The following is a 16,366-nucleotide window of genomic DNA, read 5'->3' on the forward strand; positions in this document are numbered from 1 at the left end:
CGCGTGCCCGCCGCCTCGTGGCAGGCTCCCCCTCCGGGAGGACCCATCGATATGATAATGATTGTCATTTGCATGAAATCCGGGAGGGCTGGGCCGCCTTGAGGCCTGCCAGAGGCCGGTGGCGCTGGTCAGAAGCCGAGACGCACACGCCCCTCTGCTTCGTTGGCATTCGTGGTGATCCATGCAGTGCCTGCCACGGCGTTATCATCCGAACCATCCTTCGCGCTGCTGGTCAGTTTGCCATCTTTCGTCAGCCAGAGGCGTGCGCCACGCTGCCAGGTCTCCGTTGCCACCTTCGGCAAGACAAACACCCCGGTCATCATCAGCACACCATCGCTGTCTACAGCAATATCATGCTGAGCAATACCGGTTATCGCACCAACAACCACCGGCTGGCCAGACACCACAGCTTTTGCTGTCCCGTTATGCCAGTCCATGGTATTGCCGTCCTGGTAGTAGTTCTTTGCCATATTAAGCACCTATTAATGCGCATAAAAAAAGCCCCGCGAATGCGAGGCCAGACCATTAGCGTGTTTCACTCACATGCCGTGAATGAAGTCATCACTCCCTAATCGGTGTGAGCCATAGTGCGCTTCATAGCCCTCCCCTGAGGAAGCTGCTTTTGTTTCAGCAACGTCTTTGGTGGCGTAAACACCGACTAAATGCCATGGGGATTTCCGAACAACTCCCCAGCCTTTAACCCATCCTTTATTATCGAGGTCAGGCTTTAAGCCTTCTGCAACAAACATAGTTATCTCCTTTGGGTACCCAGAGACATGCTATGCAATTGAGAATGCAAAATAAATATTATTCAATAAGCTCTACCGTAATCGTTAACCAGTTCAAATCATGGCGGTCATGCACTACATAAATGTCTTCTTCACTGGCATTAACATCATACGTTTTAGAAAAGGGGTGGGTAGCTTTACCAGATAACGAGTCCTGCGCAAGCACGCATCCATTCTGGATAATCTGAAAAGTGACATGAGTGCCGAGAACGATGCCATCACAGTGCCCCTCGAGACGAGCAATAGTAACTTTTATTTTTTGCATAAATTGACCCCTGAATTGCATTATCACTGGCACTGTGTGAATGCCTGCGGCTATTCGCATTTATCCCCTGTAGGGGATATTTGATATTTATCCGCTACAGCCATTACGATGGGTCTGCCCATTGTAATGGCAATAAAAAAGCCACCAGCAAAAGCTAGTAGCTAATCATTAAAATCAAAATTGCTAGATCGCTTTCAAGTGATTTCGTTTAAAGCCTTCCTTAACGACATCTCAGCCTTGCATTTCACTGAGCGCCCAGTAGAAAGGTTAGCAACGATTTTCAGTTTACTAACCGACCCTTCTGCATTTTGAATATTTGTTTTCATTGATTTAACCCAACTTGAAAAATCATCAAGCTCAATAAAGAAGAATGCCGACTCACCATGCTCAAGTTTTTTCGGCATCGGGCTTGATACACCAGGTTCAAAAAATTGTACAACCTTCTGTTTACCGCCGAATTCCCAGTGAATTGAGCTTATAACTGCAGTTGAGCTTCCTATATTTGCCACTGTTATGCCGTATCCTTGCTGGGTAATACCTGGCAACGGTGAAATTATTACGTTGGAGGCAGTGATTTTAAGTGATGGAACGGGTTTCCGATTGGCAATATAAAGCGTTAACACAACAGCAGAAAACGTCGCAGCACCAGCAAACCATGTGGCAAACATCATCCAATAGGTCCATTTTGCTGTCTCTTGAGCCGCTATTAGGGTTTCGAAGGCAATTAAATCTGTATCCATTTTCACCTCACCATATTTAGTGAAGCTATTGTAACCAAAAGCATTATCTCAGGCACTCAGTGAATGCCTGCTGTAATGCCTTAGCAATCGTCGTCAGGTCTCGCCACTGAGCGGCAGGCGGCCATACAGGCTCGCTTCATATCGAGCTCTGCCTGGCGTATCCACTCAACAGCTTCCCAGTCGTGAGGAGTGCGTTGTACATCACCTACATGCTCACGCAGCAACTTAATAAACTGGCGGCTGAGATCCTTAAACTGGTTCATCTTGCCAATTTCACCAAATGACAGTTCTCGGTAGCCTTTAACGGTACTGCCATCCTGCGGTTTTGCTTCGTTCATCAGGTTTCCTCAGTTAGTAAAAAGCCCCGCAAATGCAGGGCTTCTTTATAAAAGCAGAGATTAAGAGTCAACTTTCTTCATCCATCAGCTTATGCAATCTTCTATTCATTGTATCCAGACCGATATTCAGCTGCTTGATATCATCGGCTGTATAACTATCCCTAGTCAGCCAATACTTCGCCTTAAATCTGCACCAGTCAGAGAACTCACGGTCCACTCGCCTTACCGGTTCTGCGGCCTCTATCCATAAATTAGATATATCATGCTCTTTCCCAGTGTCTCGAGAGGCCCCTTTTTCGAGACAAATAAAATATTTCTCAGATTCATGTAGCGCTTTTAGAACAGCCCTTATTGCTTCGCTTGTTTGGTCGCTTTTTCGAGCCTGAAACTGATTAATGAATCTACTAACTGCGGTCAAAATCGATAGAGCACTCATTGCGGATTTCCATGGTTTAAAATCCGACGTTACCACAAGCTCTGTAGTCATTTCACTGCATTGTACCAAGATTGCCAGCGATACTTGTCGAGCCGGAGCTGGCGCAGACATTCGGCAGTTTCTATATCCGCCTGCAGGTCTTCGTCGCTATTGGTGCCAGCATCACTTGCCCGGCACGGCTCCTGCATCAAATCCGCTGATGGAGTTGGCAGCGTCGATTGCACGCTGGCGCAGCTGCACAGCATCATCGTCAAACTGGCACACAGTACGATCCGGAGACTGAACATATTTCACCACGTCGCGTGTAATGGTCCGGTAAATCACTTTGCTTTCGGCGGTGGCCGCAGCGGCTTTCGCTTCAACAGGCTGAATAATCTTCTCGGCTTTATCCTTCTTCTTCGCCGCCAGCGCATTGATATGGTCAGCGTGCGCACTCCAGCCAGAACGCCAGGCGATCGTCCCGGTAACCGAGACAGTGACCACCAGCGCCAGCAGAACGTAACGCAGCTTCATGACAGCGCCGCCAGCGCCCGACTGTAACGCACCTTCCGGTCAGCCAGCCCATTCTGTCCGCCGTTGATGATCTGTGTGACCCGCACAATATCGCCGGAGTAAAGCAGGCAACCGCGTAACGCAAAGAACCAGGCCGCCGAACGGGCCGCGTGCCGCTCCTGTACCAACAGCTCCGGCGTGCTTACCAGATCCAGCCTCAGGGCAACTCCACATTTGGTGTAGTTCTCACGCCCGGTGATCTGCAACAGACCACGACCACGATATTTCCAGCCGTCGCCCTCGGCAATGTTGCCCATGCGGCCACCGTATACTAGGTTTGCGATCTGCGGCTGGTGGGCGTTCTGCTTACCGTCAACACGGCCCAGCATCTCGCACTGGTACGGCGTCAGGCGCTTACCGAAAGTTTTCTTCAGGCCGTCTACCGAGTAGTTGAAGTTCTCCACCAGCGAGGTAAAGCCTGCCGACTCGTGGCCCAGCTGCGCGATGAACATGGCCTGATCGTTAACGGCGGTGATGCCGAACTCTTTCATTGCCGCGTCGATGTCTGGATACCAGCGCGTAGCTAACCCGGCGCTTAGCCCAGCCGCCTTCTGAAATTGTGCCTGATTCATAGGGTTCCTTACTTGGTGTCACCACCAAAGCGGACGTTGATAACTCGGTTTGCTACAGAACGGACTTGCTCGACGCCGACAAAGCCCAGCGCCCCGCCGATAGCGATGGAGAGAGATTGAGGAAGGTTTACGTAATCCAGAGCGGATACAGCGGTCAATGTCATGGCACCGCACATCAGCCCTTCCAGCAGCATCTTTTTCCAGCCACCTCCGCCGTAAGCAATTCTTAGCACTGCCATTACAACTGACAGCAGCACAGCGCCAATGGGTGTTTCACCACGCCACCAGCTGTGGAGTAGATCGATTAACTCCGTCCAGGAGTGGGGGTCATTATGCATTTTCATATCTCTCACCTCGCAGGTTCGCGGGTGTTGTGTGGGAATGATTCAAATTATTACGTGTAATTTTTAAAGTCTTGAAATGGAAGTATCAGAAATCTGCAATATAAAAGGCCAGATTTTATGCTGGCCTTTTATATTGCAAGTGAGTGCTTAGGAATATTTTCTAAGAATCATCATTTATAGATATAAATTGTTCTCACAACATTTGTAGCCGTTGCGCTGCATCTTTGAAATTTTCCATAGCTTCGTGGAAATTTTTTTCATCGCCTGAAAATGACAAGTTGAAAAAAATCGTTCCAGTCGTTGTGGCTTTAGGCATATTAATATCTAATGAAGACTGCCTCTCAAACATATCAGCTGCAACAACCTCTGTTACATGCTCGGGAAAATCATCTTTTAACACATTAATAATATCTATAATTTTTGTGTAAACGACCGCGCAAAAATCACCAGCTTCCTCTGGGTTAGGTATTATCCCTTTATGTATTATACCATTTCTAAATGTAGAGAGTTTAGTATCTATTCTATAAACATTTCCTGTTGCTAGCAGGTAAAGGGCCATAAATGCGCCAACCTGCCTTTCAGACATTCTAGCCATCTCTTTGAACATGCCTGCAAATGATTCATCATCTATCTGTTTAGCACGCATAAAAACGCGAATTGCAAATTCATAGGTTCGCTCAAGCGCCGCGTAAAAGGTGGCACATGCCTCCAAAGTAAACCCATTTAAAAGGGCACTAGCTCCTGATTCCATAAGAACCTCAAATTTTTGGCTCTGTAGCACCAGCGCGCTTTTATGCCCATGTGAACATTCCACAATAGCAATTCGGTTTTCATAATACGGCAAATTAAAAATTTCAACACTTGGATGTCCAAATTCCTTATGACATTCCATGCATAACGCCGTGACTCTCATGCGATGCCCCCTATGTTTAAATCAATTAATAATTAGGGACAAGATACTACATTTATTACAAATTAAAAATTATGAAAGGATTAGCGAGCTAAATGGATAAAGCATCTATATTCTTCAAGAATTCAATCAGCTCACAAAAAGCTACAACACGAAAAAACCCGCTCAGTGGCGGGTTTCTTAACTGTGAACATACAATGCCCATCGTTAACGTCAAATTTACACAAAAACGGCAATATTGCAAGTAACGTGACGCCAAAATATGAGATTTAGAGCAAACCTTGCCCTTTTGTTACTTTTTTGAGTTCCGCATCTGCGTTGCTCTCTTCCTGAAAGCATTTCGTCACCAGGCTTTCATAGAATGGCTTCCAGCTGTATCGCCAGGTGCGATCAGGAAGACTGTCCAGCTCGGCCAGAACGCCGCGATACGCCACCGATGATTTCGGCCTGCTGTACCCTCGCCCCTCACACCGTTTGCACTCCTTATAGACTGGCGCGCCCTGCAACTCAGTTTGCTTTCGGTCGAGGGTTTGACCAGATCCGCCACACTGGCAGCGCTTACTGATCTGGCCGGTTCCGTTGCACTTGCCGCACAGCTGGTGTTCCACGTCCTTTACCTCGCGGAAGACTTCAAAATCAGATGGAGACTGGCCCAGATCCTTGGCAAATTGAGGCAGGCGCATCGTGTAATGGCTTTTGGTGATCACGCTGGTTCTGGTAATAAAGCCCTTGCCCCGGCATTTCTGGCAATCGGTACTGTCAGCAGCTGATGAGGCGTAATCCTTGAATGCGAATCTGGCGAGGATCCGCATGCAGAGAGGAAACTTTTTACCAGCTGCTTTACGCACGGCCATTGGTGCGTGCTGCTTGGCGTACTCCGTCAGCCAGTTGATAGCGGCTTCTTTATCCTGTGGGCTGATACCTGCCTTCCCCAGGTACATAGCCAAACCGATCCCGGCGTCGGCTTGGGTCATGCCCAGCGCCGCCATGATGTCGGTTACCGTTAACTGATCGCCCGCGGTTGCGCGCACGCTATCAGAGATGTGCATCCCTTTCGGTGCAAAAAACTTTAAAACTCCGTCCAGATTCATAGCGTTCTCCACTCCGTCTACGCCAGTGCGCCGATGGCCAGCGCCCGGTCTAATGTTTTCAACAGCAGCTCCGGCTGCGTGCCGTACTTCGCTTCAAATGCCACAGCGTCAGCGTGCAATTCGTCGTGATGCGCCCTGCACAGCGGAATCACGAACAAATCATGCGCTTTGGTGCCCATGCCACCCATGCCGTGGCCGATCAGGTGGTGGGGGTCGTCTGCCGGGTTCTGGCAACATGCGCACTGCTGCGCCTTTACCCAGCGGGTGTATTTCTCGTTTTGCCAGCGTCGGCGCTTTGGCCTCAACATGAAGGATTCCGGCGTCTCCGGATCCACCTGCAGCGCCAGCACCTTTTTAACGGCCTCCTCTACGATGCTGGTGGGCGGTACCGACGGCACAATGTCAGCCTCACGCATCACCGACTGCATTTTCTCGGCCGGGATACGCAGGACCTTGCGCGCCACCGTCTCAGGTATGACATGCGCCAGGTTGTTAAGCGTCAGCCACCAGCACAGTTCTGGCAGGGTCACCGCGTGCAAATCATCGAAACCCAGCCCCACGCGAACAACCGACAGTAGCCAGGCTACCAGGTTCTCCCGCGCAATGCCCGCCAGTTCGTTAGTAAATTGCTCCCGCACCCGGACATCGCAGGCCCAGCACAGCCGCAGCACGCCGGGCGCATGTCGCATGGTGACCATTTCGTGGTGGTGGTAGTCGCCGTGCCGGTACTGGCAGCCGGATTCCCGCAACAGCCAGCCTTCGAGACATGACAGGCCACCGGCCCGCCTAATCACATCGGCATGCTCAAACACGGGCACCATTGCCGGGTCCTCCGCCAGCGGCTGTCGCGCCGCCGGGATCTCCCCGATTGGTAGCCCCGCCAGGCGCTCCGGCTCGTTCTCCAGAAGAATGCGACCGCGATGGAAATGCGGCATAAGCTCAGGACCAGGCCGGAACGCCACGATCCCGAACTCTTTTATGACGACAGGGGTTAGTAACGCTCTCACAGATACCTCAATGCACGGTTTCGAGCAGGCGCAACAGCTCCGGAAATTTTGACTCGAAGAAATGCGGCTGCGTTTCGCGTGGGTTTGCCGGGCTGGTGATGTTTTTGCCGTACATACAGCCTTTCGCTGTCATCGCCCAGAAGCGTTTGATGCCATTAGCACCTGACCGGCTGCGGCGTTCTTTCTGCTCAACGATCCCCAGCTTCGCCAGTTGCTGGTAAGCCAGGGTTGCCGACATACGGATGCCGTTAGCTTTGAGCAACGCACTCAGGGATTGCGTAGGCCGGCTGGAGCCATCAGGAGCACCAGCAGGGGCATCAATGGCGTACTGCGGGGCAAGGTTCGGCAGACCAACTGCATCCTGCAGCTTCTGGCACGCTCCAAGCACAGAGGAATTGGAAAGGTTAAGAGATCGCTGCATAAAATCGAGCAGGATAACGCCAGCCTGCATTTTATCAGCGGCGACGCTTGAAGCTGGTTCAGGTTGGCTTACCACCCTGTCAAAAGTACGAATTACCTTAAGGTGAAATGATGGGCTGATCCACATGGCGTAAGCATAAACCAGCTCTTTACAGACGTAAGTACCGCCATTGCGCCCCTGGATTGTTATAACTGGAGCGCTACGGGAATTTCCCGTAGTTTCTTTTTCAAGCAAATCGACAAGAGCCTGCGTCTCGGGTCTGCGCATAAATTCATAGACCTCCATAGAGCGAGGTGAACGGGTTTCACCATGGGCGCTGACGGCTGCCTTCTGCAGATCGTTGAGGCAATAATTAAATTCAAAAAACTGGCGTACGGAAACGCCATCAATCACGAGCAATTGACTCATTTTGTTCTCCACTGATTGTATTGCGAGGGGCCTGCACGCCCGCTTCGCTTGCACTTTTTGACATTACTGCCAGATCGACTTTCTTTCAACCCACAGCTGGACATTTATCCACCTCCTGCCTGTAGGGTGTGATCGTGATATCGACCCTGCCACCTTTCAGCACCGGTCCCCATTCCACCAGCATTCGCTTAATCTGGCTGTCGTCCTCCCAGATGCCCGCGTGGGTCAGCGCGTCGAACAGCGCTTTGTTGTAGTTGTCGATGTCGCGACGGCGGGCGTCCGGAGGGAAAAGAAAGATCTCCACCGCCGCTGGCGCGCTGCTGGGCTTGGGTAATCTGCGCAGCTGCTCAACTATCGCCGCGCATGCCTCGCTCTGATACGCCCGGCCCTTAGCGCTAACGAGAGTGCGGCCTTTCAACGGTCCGCTGTTTGGGGATCGCCAGTAGGCATTAACGCTCGGCGGGAATGGAAGGACCAACTTCATGCGGCCTGCTCCTCTTGCTTGCCGGCTTTACGTTCATCCATCAGAAGCCGGAACCGGGCCCTCAGAGAACGAATGTTGCGCCAGTGATGCTGGGGGATGGACTCGAGAACTGCCGTTACCTCAGCGGCCTCTATCCCGTATTCGGTGATCACCTCTGGCGCCAGGGTTAGCAGGCGGGACTTCATATCCTCGCGGATGTTGTCATGCTCAAAGCTCTGCTGATCCAGCCACGCAATGAGCTGCTGCTGATCGATATTCTCTTTAATCAGCTCTACCGCTTTGGCGATCGTTTCCGTCGGCACAACGATAAATTCCGGTGCTGTGACGGAATCAGACGCCCAGGTGTGTGCAAAGCGCGATTCGGAGAATGTGTATGCCTCTTTGTCGCCGAAAGCCGCACATGCACACGCCCAGAAGTTAAAACCGCTTTGCTCCAGAATATCTTTCTTGCTCAGCGGCAGTTCTGGCTCAGCAGCTGCTGGCGGAGCCTCTTCCACTGGCGCTACGGCTTCTGGAATAATTTCCGGAATATTTTGCGGTTGTTGCTGTGGTTCAACCTTCTTAATCAGGCGCTCAGCTTCGCGGCGGATCTGCGCCATGAAAGCATCCCCGCGCGCTTCCAGATCCTTACGGCTGATATAGCTCATCGCCTGGCCGCGCCAGGTCTTGTCGAATACGGCGACTGCACCTGCGAAGAACGCTCCGGACGGCACCTGCTTTTCGTCTTTTGGCACAAACCACATCGGCAGATCGAAACCAATGCGGCCGCGGATAAACGCAACGTGATCGGCATCTTCAGGCCACCACACCTCGCTGGTTGCAGCCTTGATCAGGAAGACAAAGCGACCGCCCTTGTCACGCATCGAGCTGGCGTGCTGCATGATGTAACGCATTCCGGTGATGTACTCATCTTCATGCATGCTGGCGCGGCTGTATGGCGGGTTCGCGAAGGCGGCGCCGTTCAGTTCTGACACCCGGGCGGACCAGTCCTGCACCAGCGCGTTGTCCTCAGCGGTGTAATACGCTTCGCATTTGCTGTTCTCGCCGTCGGTAAACAGATCCAGAACAAATGGGCCAAACATGGAGTTGATGCCCCAGAAAATATTATCCGGCGTGCGCCACTGGTCGCCGACTTCCTTCAGTTCGTGCAGCGGCTGGCTGCGCAGTTCGGCCAGGTCCCGGCAGTATTTATTGGTCATTGGTCTTCTCCGATGTAATGGCCTGCCAGCAAGCACGCGTCTGTTACGCAGCGTTTCTTGGCCTGTTTGAGGCATGACGCACGTCGTTTGACGTAACGCTCCCGATCCTTATTCACAGCTGTCAGGTCGAAAGCCTGAAGCCATACCGTCGCAGCGCGCAGGAAAAGCCCTTTCTCCTCCAGCTCTACGGCGTATTTTTCTAAATCAGTCAGGGTCTTCACTGTGTCTGCGTAGGAAGCAGCTGCTGCTGCGGCTTCTGTTTTGACGAAGTCTTCGCAGGGGTAATACACAATCGTCGTGTCGTTATGAATCTCGCGCTTGAGCTTCCCCTCGTTGTGAAAACGGAACAGGCAGCGGCTGATCGTGCGAAACGAGTTATTGGTCAGAACATTGGCAACCTGACGGGTGCTGCAGCCAGGGTTATCCAGCGCGAACTGCAAAACTTCAGATTCGATGCTCATGATGTTGCCCCCCTGAATCCCTCAGGAATTTTTTTATCAACAGGACCGAACTTCATCGGATCCGCTTTACGCTGGCCCCATGTTTCGCGTGCCGGGCGCCCGGCGGAGTCCCACTTATTCGCCGATTGCAGGTAGCCAGGGAACTTGGAGGGTAAGAACAGGGTTGTCGGGCGCAGATACTCAGCCATTTTCAGGTCGTCGCCCCACTTTTCGACGCTGTAATCAACCACCAGCGTCAGCTCATCAGGTGTAAATCCTTCGGTCAGGCGCCCGCGAATGTTTTCCAGAGACGACTTGCAGACCTGGTACCGGGATCCGGTTGTCTGGTTCAGGTGAGATAAAACCTGTTTCGCCTGGTCAGTGATCACCACGGCAGGGTCGGGTTGCGGCGCAACCGGACAAGAAGGTTTTTTATCTGATGGATCAGTAGTTGATTTTACTGACGGATCCCCGCCAGATTCTGACGGGTCAAAACCGCCTTTTTTGCCGGATTTTGATGCCTCAAATTTTGATGGGTCAGATTTAGATGCGTCAGAATTTGATGTGTCAGAATCTGGCAGGTGAGCAAGCGCCGCCGCGCGAAGCTTCGACACGTTCAGCTGGTAGATGTTGGATGCGTTACGGTTACCCTGGCGGCGCTGAGTGCGCTTAAGCCAGCCGTCTTTCTCAAGTTTAGCGATCGCCGTTCGCACAGTGCTTGGCCCGGCGCCGAGCTGCCGCGCAATAGTATCGATGGAAGGCCAGCACACTCCCTCATCGCTACTGAAATCAGCCAGGCGCGCCATGATCGCCACGCTGGACAATTTCATTCCGGAAGCTGCGCAGCCGTCCCAAACGTAGCTGCTTAATTTAGTGCTCATGGTCGCCCTTTAACTCTGTAAATTTGCGCTGGAACTGATCGAGAGGGCTGAAGCATTCATGCTCGTACCCATCTCGCAGGTATATGACGCGTCGGGTCTCTGGCTCCCACCGGATAACACGAACCGGGACGCCGCGGTGGTCCCTGAATCTCCTGTCGATTTCACGCATAAAGATTCTCCTTTACGGCGCCATACCCCCACGATTGCCTTTGCCCGGCTGTGGTTACATGCAACCCACCGGCCTGATACCATGCGCTCATACCGAAACGACGGGGTCCCATTGACCGGGAAGCCACGGAGTTGCGGCAGACGGTTATTTACCGTTAAACTGTTCATGCGTTAGTTTCTCCACTGATTCGACACGCCACGACGCCCGGAGCTGCACACTCGCGGGCGTCATTCTTTTCTGCCGCACAAAAAACGCGATATAACAGCGTTAAATGCTCCTGCCATTTCTGCATGACCTGATAGCTGTTCTCTTCGATTTGCTCGCGTTCGGCCTGGTCAATCACGCCATCAGCAGTAGCTTTGCGAACGTATGTCGAGTGCTTACCGATCCACTCAATAGACTCCATCAGGCGCTGATTGATATCGGCGTTATCCACGTCCTCAATATCCACCAGCGGAACGTTGACGCTGTTCGACTGGCGTGATACCGCATCAGCGATGTGCTTGGTGCCGCTGGCCTGCTGAAGAACCATCGCCCAGCCCATTGGGAAAATCTGATCGCCGCCGGTGCGCAGGCGGTTAAAGAGCGCATCCTCTGTCACGCCCAGCCATTCAGCGGCCTCGGCGTAACCGCCCGGCAGGCTTGAGATGGTCTTTTTAATTGCCACCACCAGCCATGCGGGCTGTTTTTCGACTTGCCAGTGTTGATTGCCCACGGTTAACTCCTTGAATCTGTGGTTTCTGCTATGCCGCTTTCTCGTTACGCTTCTGGTAAAGCGAAGAGTCAAATTTGAGTTTTCCTTTAGTGCGTGCAGCCGCCTCTGCTGCACGGCCTTTAGGAATTAATTGGCCCGGGCGAGTGCGCCATTGATAAAAGGCTTCTGGCGATACCCCAAAAAATTCAGCCGCCTTGTTTGGCGAGCCGAAGTACTGCTCAAGTTCAGTTGTGGTCATCTTATCCTCCTAAGAATATTTAGATATTATTATCTAATCTTTTTTAGGTCAATAAAAACTAAGATTACTTAGGTTTTCATTTCTAAGGGTTTGAATCGTGGGGACACTTGGCACGCGGTTAAAGGAATTAAGGAAACAGAGAAAGCTCACCCAAGGCCAATTGGGTAAAGCTCTTGGAGTTTCTGATGTAACGATTGGCTACTGGGAAAGAGATCTGAACGTGCCGGGCGGTAAATCGCTGACAAAACTTGCTCAATATCTCAGTGTAACTGAAGGATTCCTTTTATATGGCCGGGAGGATGAGGCTAACATTGGGCCTGCACCAGTAGCAGCGCAGCAAGTTCCAATCATCAGTTATGTCCAGGCTGGAGCTTGGTCACCTGAGTGCGACGCCAGAAATATCGATGGAACGGTGGAGTATATTTTGACGTCAGACTTTCACTCTCATTCAACCTTTGCCCTCAAGGTCAAAGGAAAGTCAATGGAGCCCGAATTTGTTGAAGGTGATGTAATCATTGTGGATCCTGAGCTACACCCAGGCCCTGGCGATTATGTTGTCGCAAAGAACGGCGGTGACGAAGCTACATTTAAAAAATACCGTGCACGTGGAATCAGCGAAACTGGCGAAGAAATTTTTGAACTCGTGCCACTGAATGAAGACTACGCCATCCGCAATTCTGCAAAAGAAAAAATTCATGTCGTTGGGGTTGTTGTTGAACACCGCCGCATGATGCGCCGCAAATAATTACCATTCCCCCCAGAAAATCTAAATTAGCTTAGGTTTTCTGCTTGACCTTCAATCTAAGTTATTTTAGATTTAGTTATAGAAAGCGAACAGGCAGGACGCCCACGCAGTAGCCGCCCTAGGCTTATGAAGATGGGGATGATTCGCCAGAAGAATTCAGAGGGGGTTGCGATGAGCAAGTCAGGAAGAGTGGTTGAGATTCGTGTTAACGGTGCGGCCCTGGCGGCACTGAAAACAGATGGTGCTGTTGCTGCTGACTACATCCAGTTTATGGAGGTACTCACCCGGGCACTGATGGTTCCAGAAGCACTGGAGCGTGAAGCCAACGCTTCCGGGAAAACCATTTTGCATCCGGAATTTGCAACGTTCGGTTCTGTGCCTCTCACTGATTCCACAGATCCCTAATGAAGGAATCAACGCGAATCGTGGTCGCGTTGCGCGATGCTTGTAAAAAACGCTCAACGATGTGATCCGGCAAGTGAGTGTTCCATTTTTTGAAGTCACGCCCCGGGTAGTACTCAGTAAAAATTCTTTTTACTGCCGCCTCACCAGTCGGTACGTCGGGAATTAGCGAGTTTTGGTGAAGGCATGTGGCTATAAGAGTTGATTTAAGCATCTGTTTTCCTTGCTGGGTTTGAACTCCTGTAAGGATAGCATCGAGCATGAAGTGGCGAAAAGACAGGCACACAACATGGAAGCGCACGCCTTCAAACCAGTTATGGGTGACAGGTGTGAAAACAGCGGAGTGCGCTTCCAGTTGTGGTGAATTGCAGCCGCACGACGGCAACCAGAAGATCAGCGCCTGGCCCACAACCGTAATCATAAAAGCAAGCGTGGTAGTTGTTTGGCGGTACCAGTTGTTATCCCTTGCTGGCTGGTACCGCCCCTTTTTTACACAACACACGAGAGCATCACCGGGTGACGGGCTCATAACCCAATCCACCCGGGCGGCTTCCTAACCGCAGGTGCTCTCCTGTGTTGTGTGGAGAAACTAACTGGCGGTGGCAGCCGCCTTCAGAGGGTAAGCCGATGAGTAATGAACGTTTAACCAAAGTGCCCGATTTCCTGGGCGAACTGGACGGCGGGGTGTTCGAGAACAAGATCGCCGTCGCACTTAGTGAAGTAGCTTTTGGCGTGCTGAACAACGGCCAGAAAGGAAAAGTAACCCTGACGTTTGAAATTGACCGCATGAGCAATTCTGTCGAAGAGAAGCGCGTCAACATCAAGCACAAGCTCTCCTATGTGCGCCCTACCCCGCGTGGAAAGTCTTCCGAAGAGGACACCACCGAAACCCCAATGTATGTGAACCGCGGCGGCAAGCTGACCATCCTGCAGGAAGATCAGGGCCAGTTGTTCACCCTTGCCGGCGACGCTGACGCGAAACTGCGCGCCCAGCAATAACCCTTTCACTTTTTCTTAAGGAAGAATCATGTCCCACTCTTTAGACGGTACCGCGATCGAAAAAATTAGCGATCTGACACTCTCCCGCTACATGGAAGAGAAACTTGAAGGTGTGGACTGCCCTGCCGCTGTCGTTCCGCAGGGTGTCCGCATTGAGAGCCTGGAATCGCTTTGCATGGAGCGCTACCGCTTCCGCGGCAAGATGGTAACCGCCAGCATTGAAGACTTTACGCGCTATTCAACTGGGTACGCTGATGAAGGTAGCCGTTGCTTTATCAACGCCGACGATATGCGCGCCGCAGCGGTCTTCAACCTCGGCACAATCGAAAGCCCAGGGCATGCAGACAACACCGCGCAGCTGGCGCTGAAAAAGACCGCCCCGTTTGCCTCCCTGCTGTCCGTCAATGGCGCTCGTCACTCCCAGAAAGAACTGGCCGAGTGGCTGGAAGACTGGGCAGAAAACCTTATCGGCTTTGATGCAGATGGACAGGCTATTGACGCCAAAAAATCAGCAGCAGCGATCCGCAAAATTACTATCGAGTCCATCCAGAAAGCAGACTATGAGGATCAGGACTTCAGCGGTAAGCGTTCTCTGATGGAAAGCGTTGAAGCTCGCACGCAGGACATCATGCCGGTGGCGTTCGAGTTTCGCTGCGTGCCGTTCGAAGGCCTGGCGGAGCGTCCATTCAAACTGCGACTGAGCATCATCGGCGGCGATCGCCCTACTCTGGTGCTGCGCATTGTCCAGCTGGAAGCCCTGCAGGAAGATATGGCCACCGAGTTCCGTGATCTGCTGGTCGAGAAGTTCAAAGGCAGCCAGGTGGAAACCTATATCGGTTCGTTCAGCGCTTAATTACGTTGCCTTAAATGCCCCGCGTAGGGGCATTTAGTGAAGCGAAATTAAATTAACGATCGCCAGCAGGCGAGGGATTCGCTCAACCAAAAATCAGGCGCGGTGCAGCGCGTATTAATGGAGAACACGTAATGTCATATATTCAGACACTGTCCGGGAAGCATATTAACTACCTCGATATTCATCACGAAGATATCGTGATCGAGGATATCGCCACGGCTCTTTCCCACATCTGCCGCTTTGCCGGCCACCTGCCGGAGTTCTACAGCGTCGCGCAGCACTCGGTGCTGGTCAGCCAGCTGGTTCCAGCAGAGTTCGCGCTTGAAGCGCTGCTGCATGATGCTGCTGAGGCGTATTGCCAGGACATCCCGGCACCGCTGAAACGTCTGCTCCCGGATTACCAGCGTATCGAGGCGTATGTCGATAGCGAGATCCGCGCTAAGTTCGGATTACCGGCCCACCAGCACGACACGGTGAAGTATGCCGACCTGATAATGCTCGGTACTGAACGCCGGGATCTGGATATCGACGACGGTTCCGTGTGGCCAGTGCTCGACGGCATCCCAACGACCGACCTGTTTACCGTCATCCCGCTTCGCCCGGTGCAGGCCTACGGTCTATTCATGGCCCGGTTCAACGAGCTGATGGGGATCCGCAAATGCGCCTGACCACAAGACAGTTAGTGGCAGAAGCCCACCGAGCAGCCCGGTCACTACCACCGGAGTCAGCGAAGCTGGTCACCGAACTGGCTACGCGGCTGGATGTAACCCGAGCCGCACTATGCGAATCACTGAGCGAGCGTGACCGGCTCGCGGTGGAGAATGCAGCGCTGAAGGCTGCCGCAAAGAAGGTCATCAAACTTAACCGGGAGCACGCCAAAGAGCGCCATGGTAATGCAGATATTGCTGAGTCGTGGCATTCCGTCAAAGTGCTGCGTAAAGCCAAGAGAGAAACCCCGGCAACCGACGCCTTCCTGGCTGAAGTGCGTGCGCAGGGTGGAAAAGTTACGCTCCCCACTGGTTATTTAGTTCGCCCGGGCCATCCGATTAACGAAGCAGAACGCGGCGTCATGATCCCAAAAGATAACGGCCCATGGCTTTCTCGTCACGATGTTGAACATGCTTTGCGGGTAGCTGGAATCCGCATCAACGGGGAGGATTGAGATGGCTAAGTCACCAATGAAACTCATGCTGCGCGCATGGAACAAAGAGCTGAAAAACCCAGAATGGGGCATGGGTAACCGCAAGCACCGGAAAGCCTGCGCTCGTGATTTTGCAGGAGCCAGCATTGAAACCGATGCTGATATCCCGAATCAGGCCGAGGCAGATGACCGCCTGGCGGAAGAACTCACTTACTGGGCGGACTAATC

At 52.3% G+C, this 16,366-nt stretch carries 28 protein-coding genes; 7 read left to right on the forward strand and 21 right to left on the reverse strand.

Going from position 1 to position 16,366, the window contains the following annotated elements; all coding sequences use genetic code 11:
• Positions 1 to 128: 128 nt before the first annotated feature.
• The 20 genes from B3X29_RS15200 to B3X29_RS15295 all read right to left on the reverse strand — a co-directional run bounded on the left by B3X29_RS15200 (position 129) and on the right by B3X29_RS15295 (position 11,998).
• The gene (locus tag B3X29_RS15200) at positions 129 to 470 is read right to left on the reverse strand and encodes a DUF2190 family protein (protein ID WP_290557424.1); all 342 of its coding nucleotides are present in this window, start codon (positions 468 to 470) and stop codon (positions 129 to 131) included.
• Between the two features lie 69 nt (positions 471 to 539).
• Entirely contained in the window at positions 540 to 749 is a 210-nt protein-coding gene (locus B3X29_RS15205; protein WP_290557426.1) for a hypothetical protein, read from the reverse strand.
• 58 nt (positions 750 to 807) lie between these two features.
• Entirely contained in the window at positions 808 to 1,053 is a 246-nt protein-coding gene (locus tag B3X29_RS15210) for a hypothetical protein (RefSeq protein ID WP_290557428.1), read from the reverse strand.
• A gap of 194 nt (positions 1,054 to 1,247) precedes the next feature.
• Positions 1,248 to 1,793 (reverse strand): hypothetical protein, encoded by a 546-nt coding sequence (locus tag B3X29_RS15215; protein WP_290557430.1) that lies wholly within the window; start codon positions 1,791 to 1,793, stop codon positions 1,248 to 1,250.
• Between the two features lie 80 nt (positions 1,794 to 1,873).
• The gene (locus B3X29_RS15220; RefSeq protein WP_290557432.1) at positions 1,874 to 2,131 is read right to left on the reverse strand and encodes a DUF7681 family protein; all 258 of its coding nucleotides are present in this window, start codon (positions 2,129 to 2,131) and stop codon (positions 1,874 to 1,876) included.
• A gap of 67 nt (positions 2,132 to 2,198) precedes the next feature.
• On the reverse strand, positions 2,199 to 2,567 hold the full coding sequence (locus tag B3X29_RS15225) for a hypothetical protein (protein ID WP_290557434.1): 369 nt from the start codon (positions 2,565 to 2,567) through the stop codon (positions 2,199 to 2,201).
• 162 nt (positions 2,568 to 2,729) lie between these two features.
• Positions 2,730 to 3,080: a hypothetical protein gene (locus B3X29_RS15230; protein WP_290557436.1), complete on the reverse strand. Its 351-nt coding sequence runs from the start codon at positions 3,078 to 3,080 to the stop codon at positions 2,730 to 2,732.
• Positions 3,077 to 3,691, reverse strand: a complete 615-nt coding sequence (locus B3X29_RS15235) for a glycoside hydrolase family 19 protein (RefSeq protein WP_290557438.1) — start codon at positions 3,689 to 3,691, stop codon at positions 3,077 to 3,079. Before B3X29_RS15235 ends, B3X29_RS15230 begins: the two co-directional genes overlap by 4 nt.
• Before the next feature lie 8 nt (positions 3,692 to 3,699).
• Positions 3,700 to 4,035, reverse strand: coding sequence for a phage holin, lambda family (locus B3X29_RS15240; protein WP_032651393.1), 336 nt, complete (start codon positions 4,033 to 4,035; stop codon positions 3,700 to 3,702).
• A 193-nt stretch (positions 4,036 to 4,228) separates the two neighbouring features.
• Positions 4,229 to 4,927: a hypothetical protein gene (locus B3X29_RS15245; RefSeq protein WP_290557440.1), complete on the reverse strand. Its 699-nt coding sequence runs from the start codon at positions 4,925 to 4,927 to the stop codon at positions 4,229 to 4,231.
• 287 nt (positions 4,928 to 5,214) lie between these two features.
• Positions 5,215 to 6,036 (reverse strand): antitermination protein, encoded by an 822-nt coding sequence (locus B3X29_RS15250; RefSeq protein WP_290557442.1) that lies wholly within the window; start codon positions 6,034 to 6,036, stop codon positions 5,215 to 5,217.
• Between the two features lie 17 nt (positions 6,037 to 6,053).
• Positions 6,054 to 7,043, reverse strand: coding sequence for a DUF968 domain-containing protein (locus B3X29_RS15255; protein ID WP_290557444.1), 990 nt, complete (start codon positions 7,041 to 7,043; stop codon positions 6,054 to 6,056).
• A gap of 7 nt (positions 7,044 to 7,050) precedes the next feature.
• Positions 7,051 to 7,872: a KilA-N domain-containing protein gene (locus B3X29_RS15260; protein ID WP_290557446.1), complete on the reverse strand. Its 822-nt coding sequence runs from the start codon at positions 7,870 to 7,872 to the stop codon at positions 7,051 to 7,053.
• 85 nt (positions 7,873 to 7,957) lie between these two features.
• Positions 7,958 to 8,356 carry a RusA family crossover junction endodeoxyribonuclease gene (locus tag B3X29_RS15265; protein ID WP_290557448.1) on the reverse strand — a complete coding sequence of 133 codons (399 nt, stop codon included), beginning with the start codon at positions 8,354 to 8,356 and terminating at the stop codon, positions 7,958 to 7,960.
• The gene (locus B3X29_RS15270; RefSeq protein WP_290557450.1) at positions 8,353 to 9,555 is read right to left on the reverse strand and encodes a phage N-6-adenine-methyltransferase; all 1,203 of its coding nucleotides are present in this window, start codon (positions 9,553 to 9,555) and stop codon (positions 8,353 to 8,355) included. Before B3X29_RS15270 ends, B3X29_RS15265 begins: the two co-directional genes overlap by 4 nt.
• Entirely contained in the window at positions 9,552 to 10,016 is a 465-nt protein-coding gene (locus tag B3X29_RS15275) for a PerC family transcriptional regulator (protein WP_290557452.1), read from the reverse strand. Before B3X29_RS15275 ends, B3X29_RS15270 begins: the two co-directional genes overlap by 4 nt.
• On the reverse strand, positions 10,013 to 10,876 hold the full coding sequence (locus tag B3X29_RS15280; protein ID WP_290557454.1) for a conserved phage C-terminal domain-containing protein: 864 nt from the start codon (positions 10,874 to 10,876) through the stop codon (positions 10,013 to 10,015). Before B3X29_RS15280 ends, B3X29_RS15275 begins: the two co-directional genes overlap by 4 nt.
• Positions 10,866 to 11,045, reverse strand: a complete 180-nt coding sequence (locus tag B3X29_RS15285; RefSeq protein ID WP_126125757.1) for a DUF4222 domain-containing protein — start codon at positions 11,043 to 11,045, stop codon at positions 10,866 to 10,868. Before B3X29_RS15285 ends, B3X29_RS15280 begins: the two co-directional genes overlap by 11 nt.
• Positions 11,046 to 11,208: 163 nt before the next feature.
• Complete coding sequence (locus tag B3X29_RS15290; RefSeq protein ID WP_290557457.1) at positions 11,209 to 11,760, reverse strand: YmfL family putative regulatory protein; 552 nt, start codon at positions 11,758 to 11,760, stop codon at positions 11,209 to 11,211.
• A gap of 28 nt (positions 11,761 to 11,788) precedes the next feature.
• Positions 11,789 to 11,998: a Cro/CI family transcriptional regulator gene (locus tag B3X29_RS15295; RefSeq protein WP_285131435.1), complete on the reverse strand. Its 210-nt coding sequence runs from the start codon at positions 11,996 to 11,998 to the stop codon at positions 11,789 to 11,791.
• Between the two features lie 97 nt (positions 11,999 to 12,095).
• Here B3X29_RS15295 and B3X29_RS15300 point away from each other — a divergent pair, with 97 nt between their 5' ends.
• Together B3X29_RS15300 and B3X29_RS15305 are read left to right on the forward strand one after the other, a co-directional pair.
• Positions 12,096 to 12,743: a LexA family protein gene (locus B3X29_RS15300; RefSeq protein WP_290557462.1), complete on the forward strand. Its 648-nt coding sequence runs from the start codon at positions 12,096 to 12,098 to the stop codon at positions 12,741 to 12,743.
• Between the two features lie 171 nt (positions 12,744 to 12,914).
• Entirely contained in the window at positions 12,915 to 13,148 is a 234-nt protein-coding gene (locus tag B3X29_RS15305) for a hypothetical protein (RefSeq protein ID WP_290557464.1), read from the forward strand.
• Here the strand turns inward: B3X29_RS15305 and B3X29_RS22550 are convergent.
• Positions 13,126 to 13,674, reverse strand: a complete 549-nt coding sequence (locus tag B3X29_RS22550; RefSeq protein ID WP_312208560.1) for a hypothetical protein — start codon at positions 13,672 to 13,674, stop codon at positions 13,126 to 13,128. The genes B3X29_RS15305 and B3X29_RS22550 overlap by 23 nt on opposite strands.
• A gap of 98 nt (positions 13,675 to 13,772) precedes the next feature.
• Here B3X29_RS22550 and B3X29_RS15315 point away from each other — a divergent pair, with 98 nt between their 5' ends.
• The 5 genes from B3X29_RS15315 to B3X29_RS15335 all read left to right on the forward strand — a co-directional run bounded on the left by B3X29_RS15315 (position 13,773) and on the right by B3X29_RS15335 (position 16,364).
• Positions 13,773 to 14,144 carry a hypothetical protein gene (locus B3X29_RS15315; protein WP_165718238.1) on the forward strand — a complete coding sequence of 124 codons (372 nt, stop codon included), beginning with the start codon at positions 13,773 to 13,775 and terminating at the stop codon, positions 14,142 to 14,144.
• Positions 14,145 to 14,172: 28 nt separating this feature from the next.
• Positions 14,173 to 14,997 carry a YfdQ family protein gene (locus tag B3X29_RS15320; RefSeq protein ID WP_290557468.1) on the forward strand — a complete coding sequence of 275 codons (825 nt, stop codon included), beginning with the start codon at positions 14,173 to 14,175 and terminating at the stop codon, positions 14,995 to 14,997.
• Positions 14,998 to 15,128: 131 nt separating this feature from the next.
• Positions 15,129 to 15,665 carry an HD family hydrolase gene (locus B3X29_RS15325; RefSeq protein WP_165718240.1) on the forward strand — a complete coding sequence of 179 codons (537 nt, stop codon included), beginning with the start codon at positions 15,129 to 15,131 and terminating at the stop codon, positions 15,663 to 15,665.
• On the forward strand, positions 15,656 to 16,159 hold the full coding sequence (locus B3X29_RS15330; RefSeq protein WP_165718241.1) for a hypothetical protein: 504 nt from the start codon (positions 15,656 to 15,658) through the stop codon (positions 16,157 to 16,159). Before B3X29_RS15325 ends, B3X29_RS15330 begins: the two co-directional genes overlap by 10 nt.
• A 1-nt stretch (position 16,160) precedes the next feature.
• Positions 16,161 to 16,364 (forward strand): hypothetical protein, encoded by a 204-nt coding sequence (locus B3X29_RS15335; protein WP_151585527.1) that lies wholly within the window; start codon positions 16,161 to 16,163, stop codon positions 16,362 to 16,364.
• Positions 16,365 to 16,366: the final 2 nt, after the last annotated feature.

It is taken from the genome of Leclercia sp. UBA5076 (assembly GCF_002416465.1).
Taxonomy (GTDB): Bacteria; Pseudomonadota; Gammaproteobacteria; order Enterobacterales; family Enterobacteriaceae; genus Enterobacter.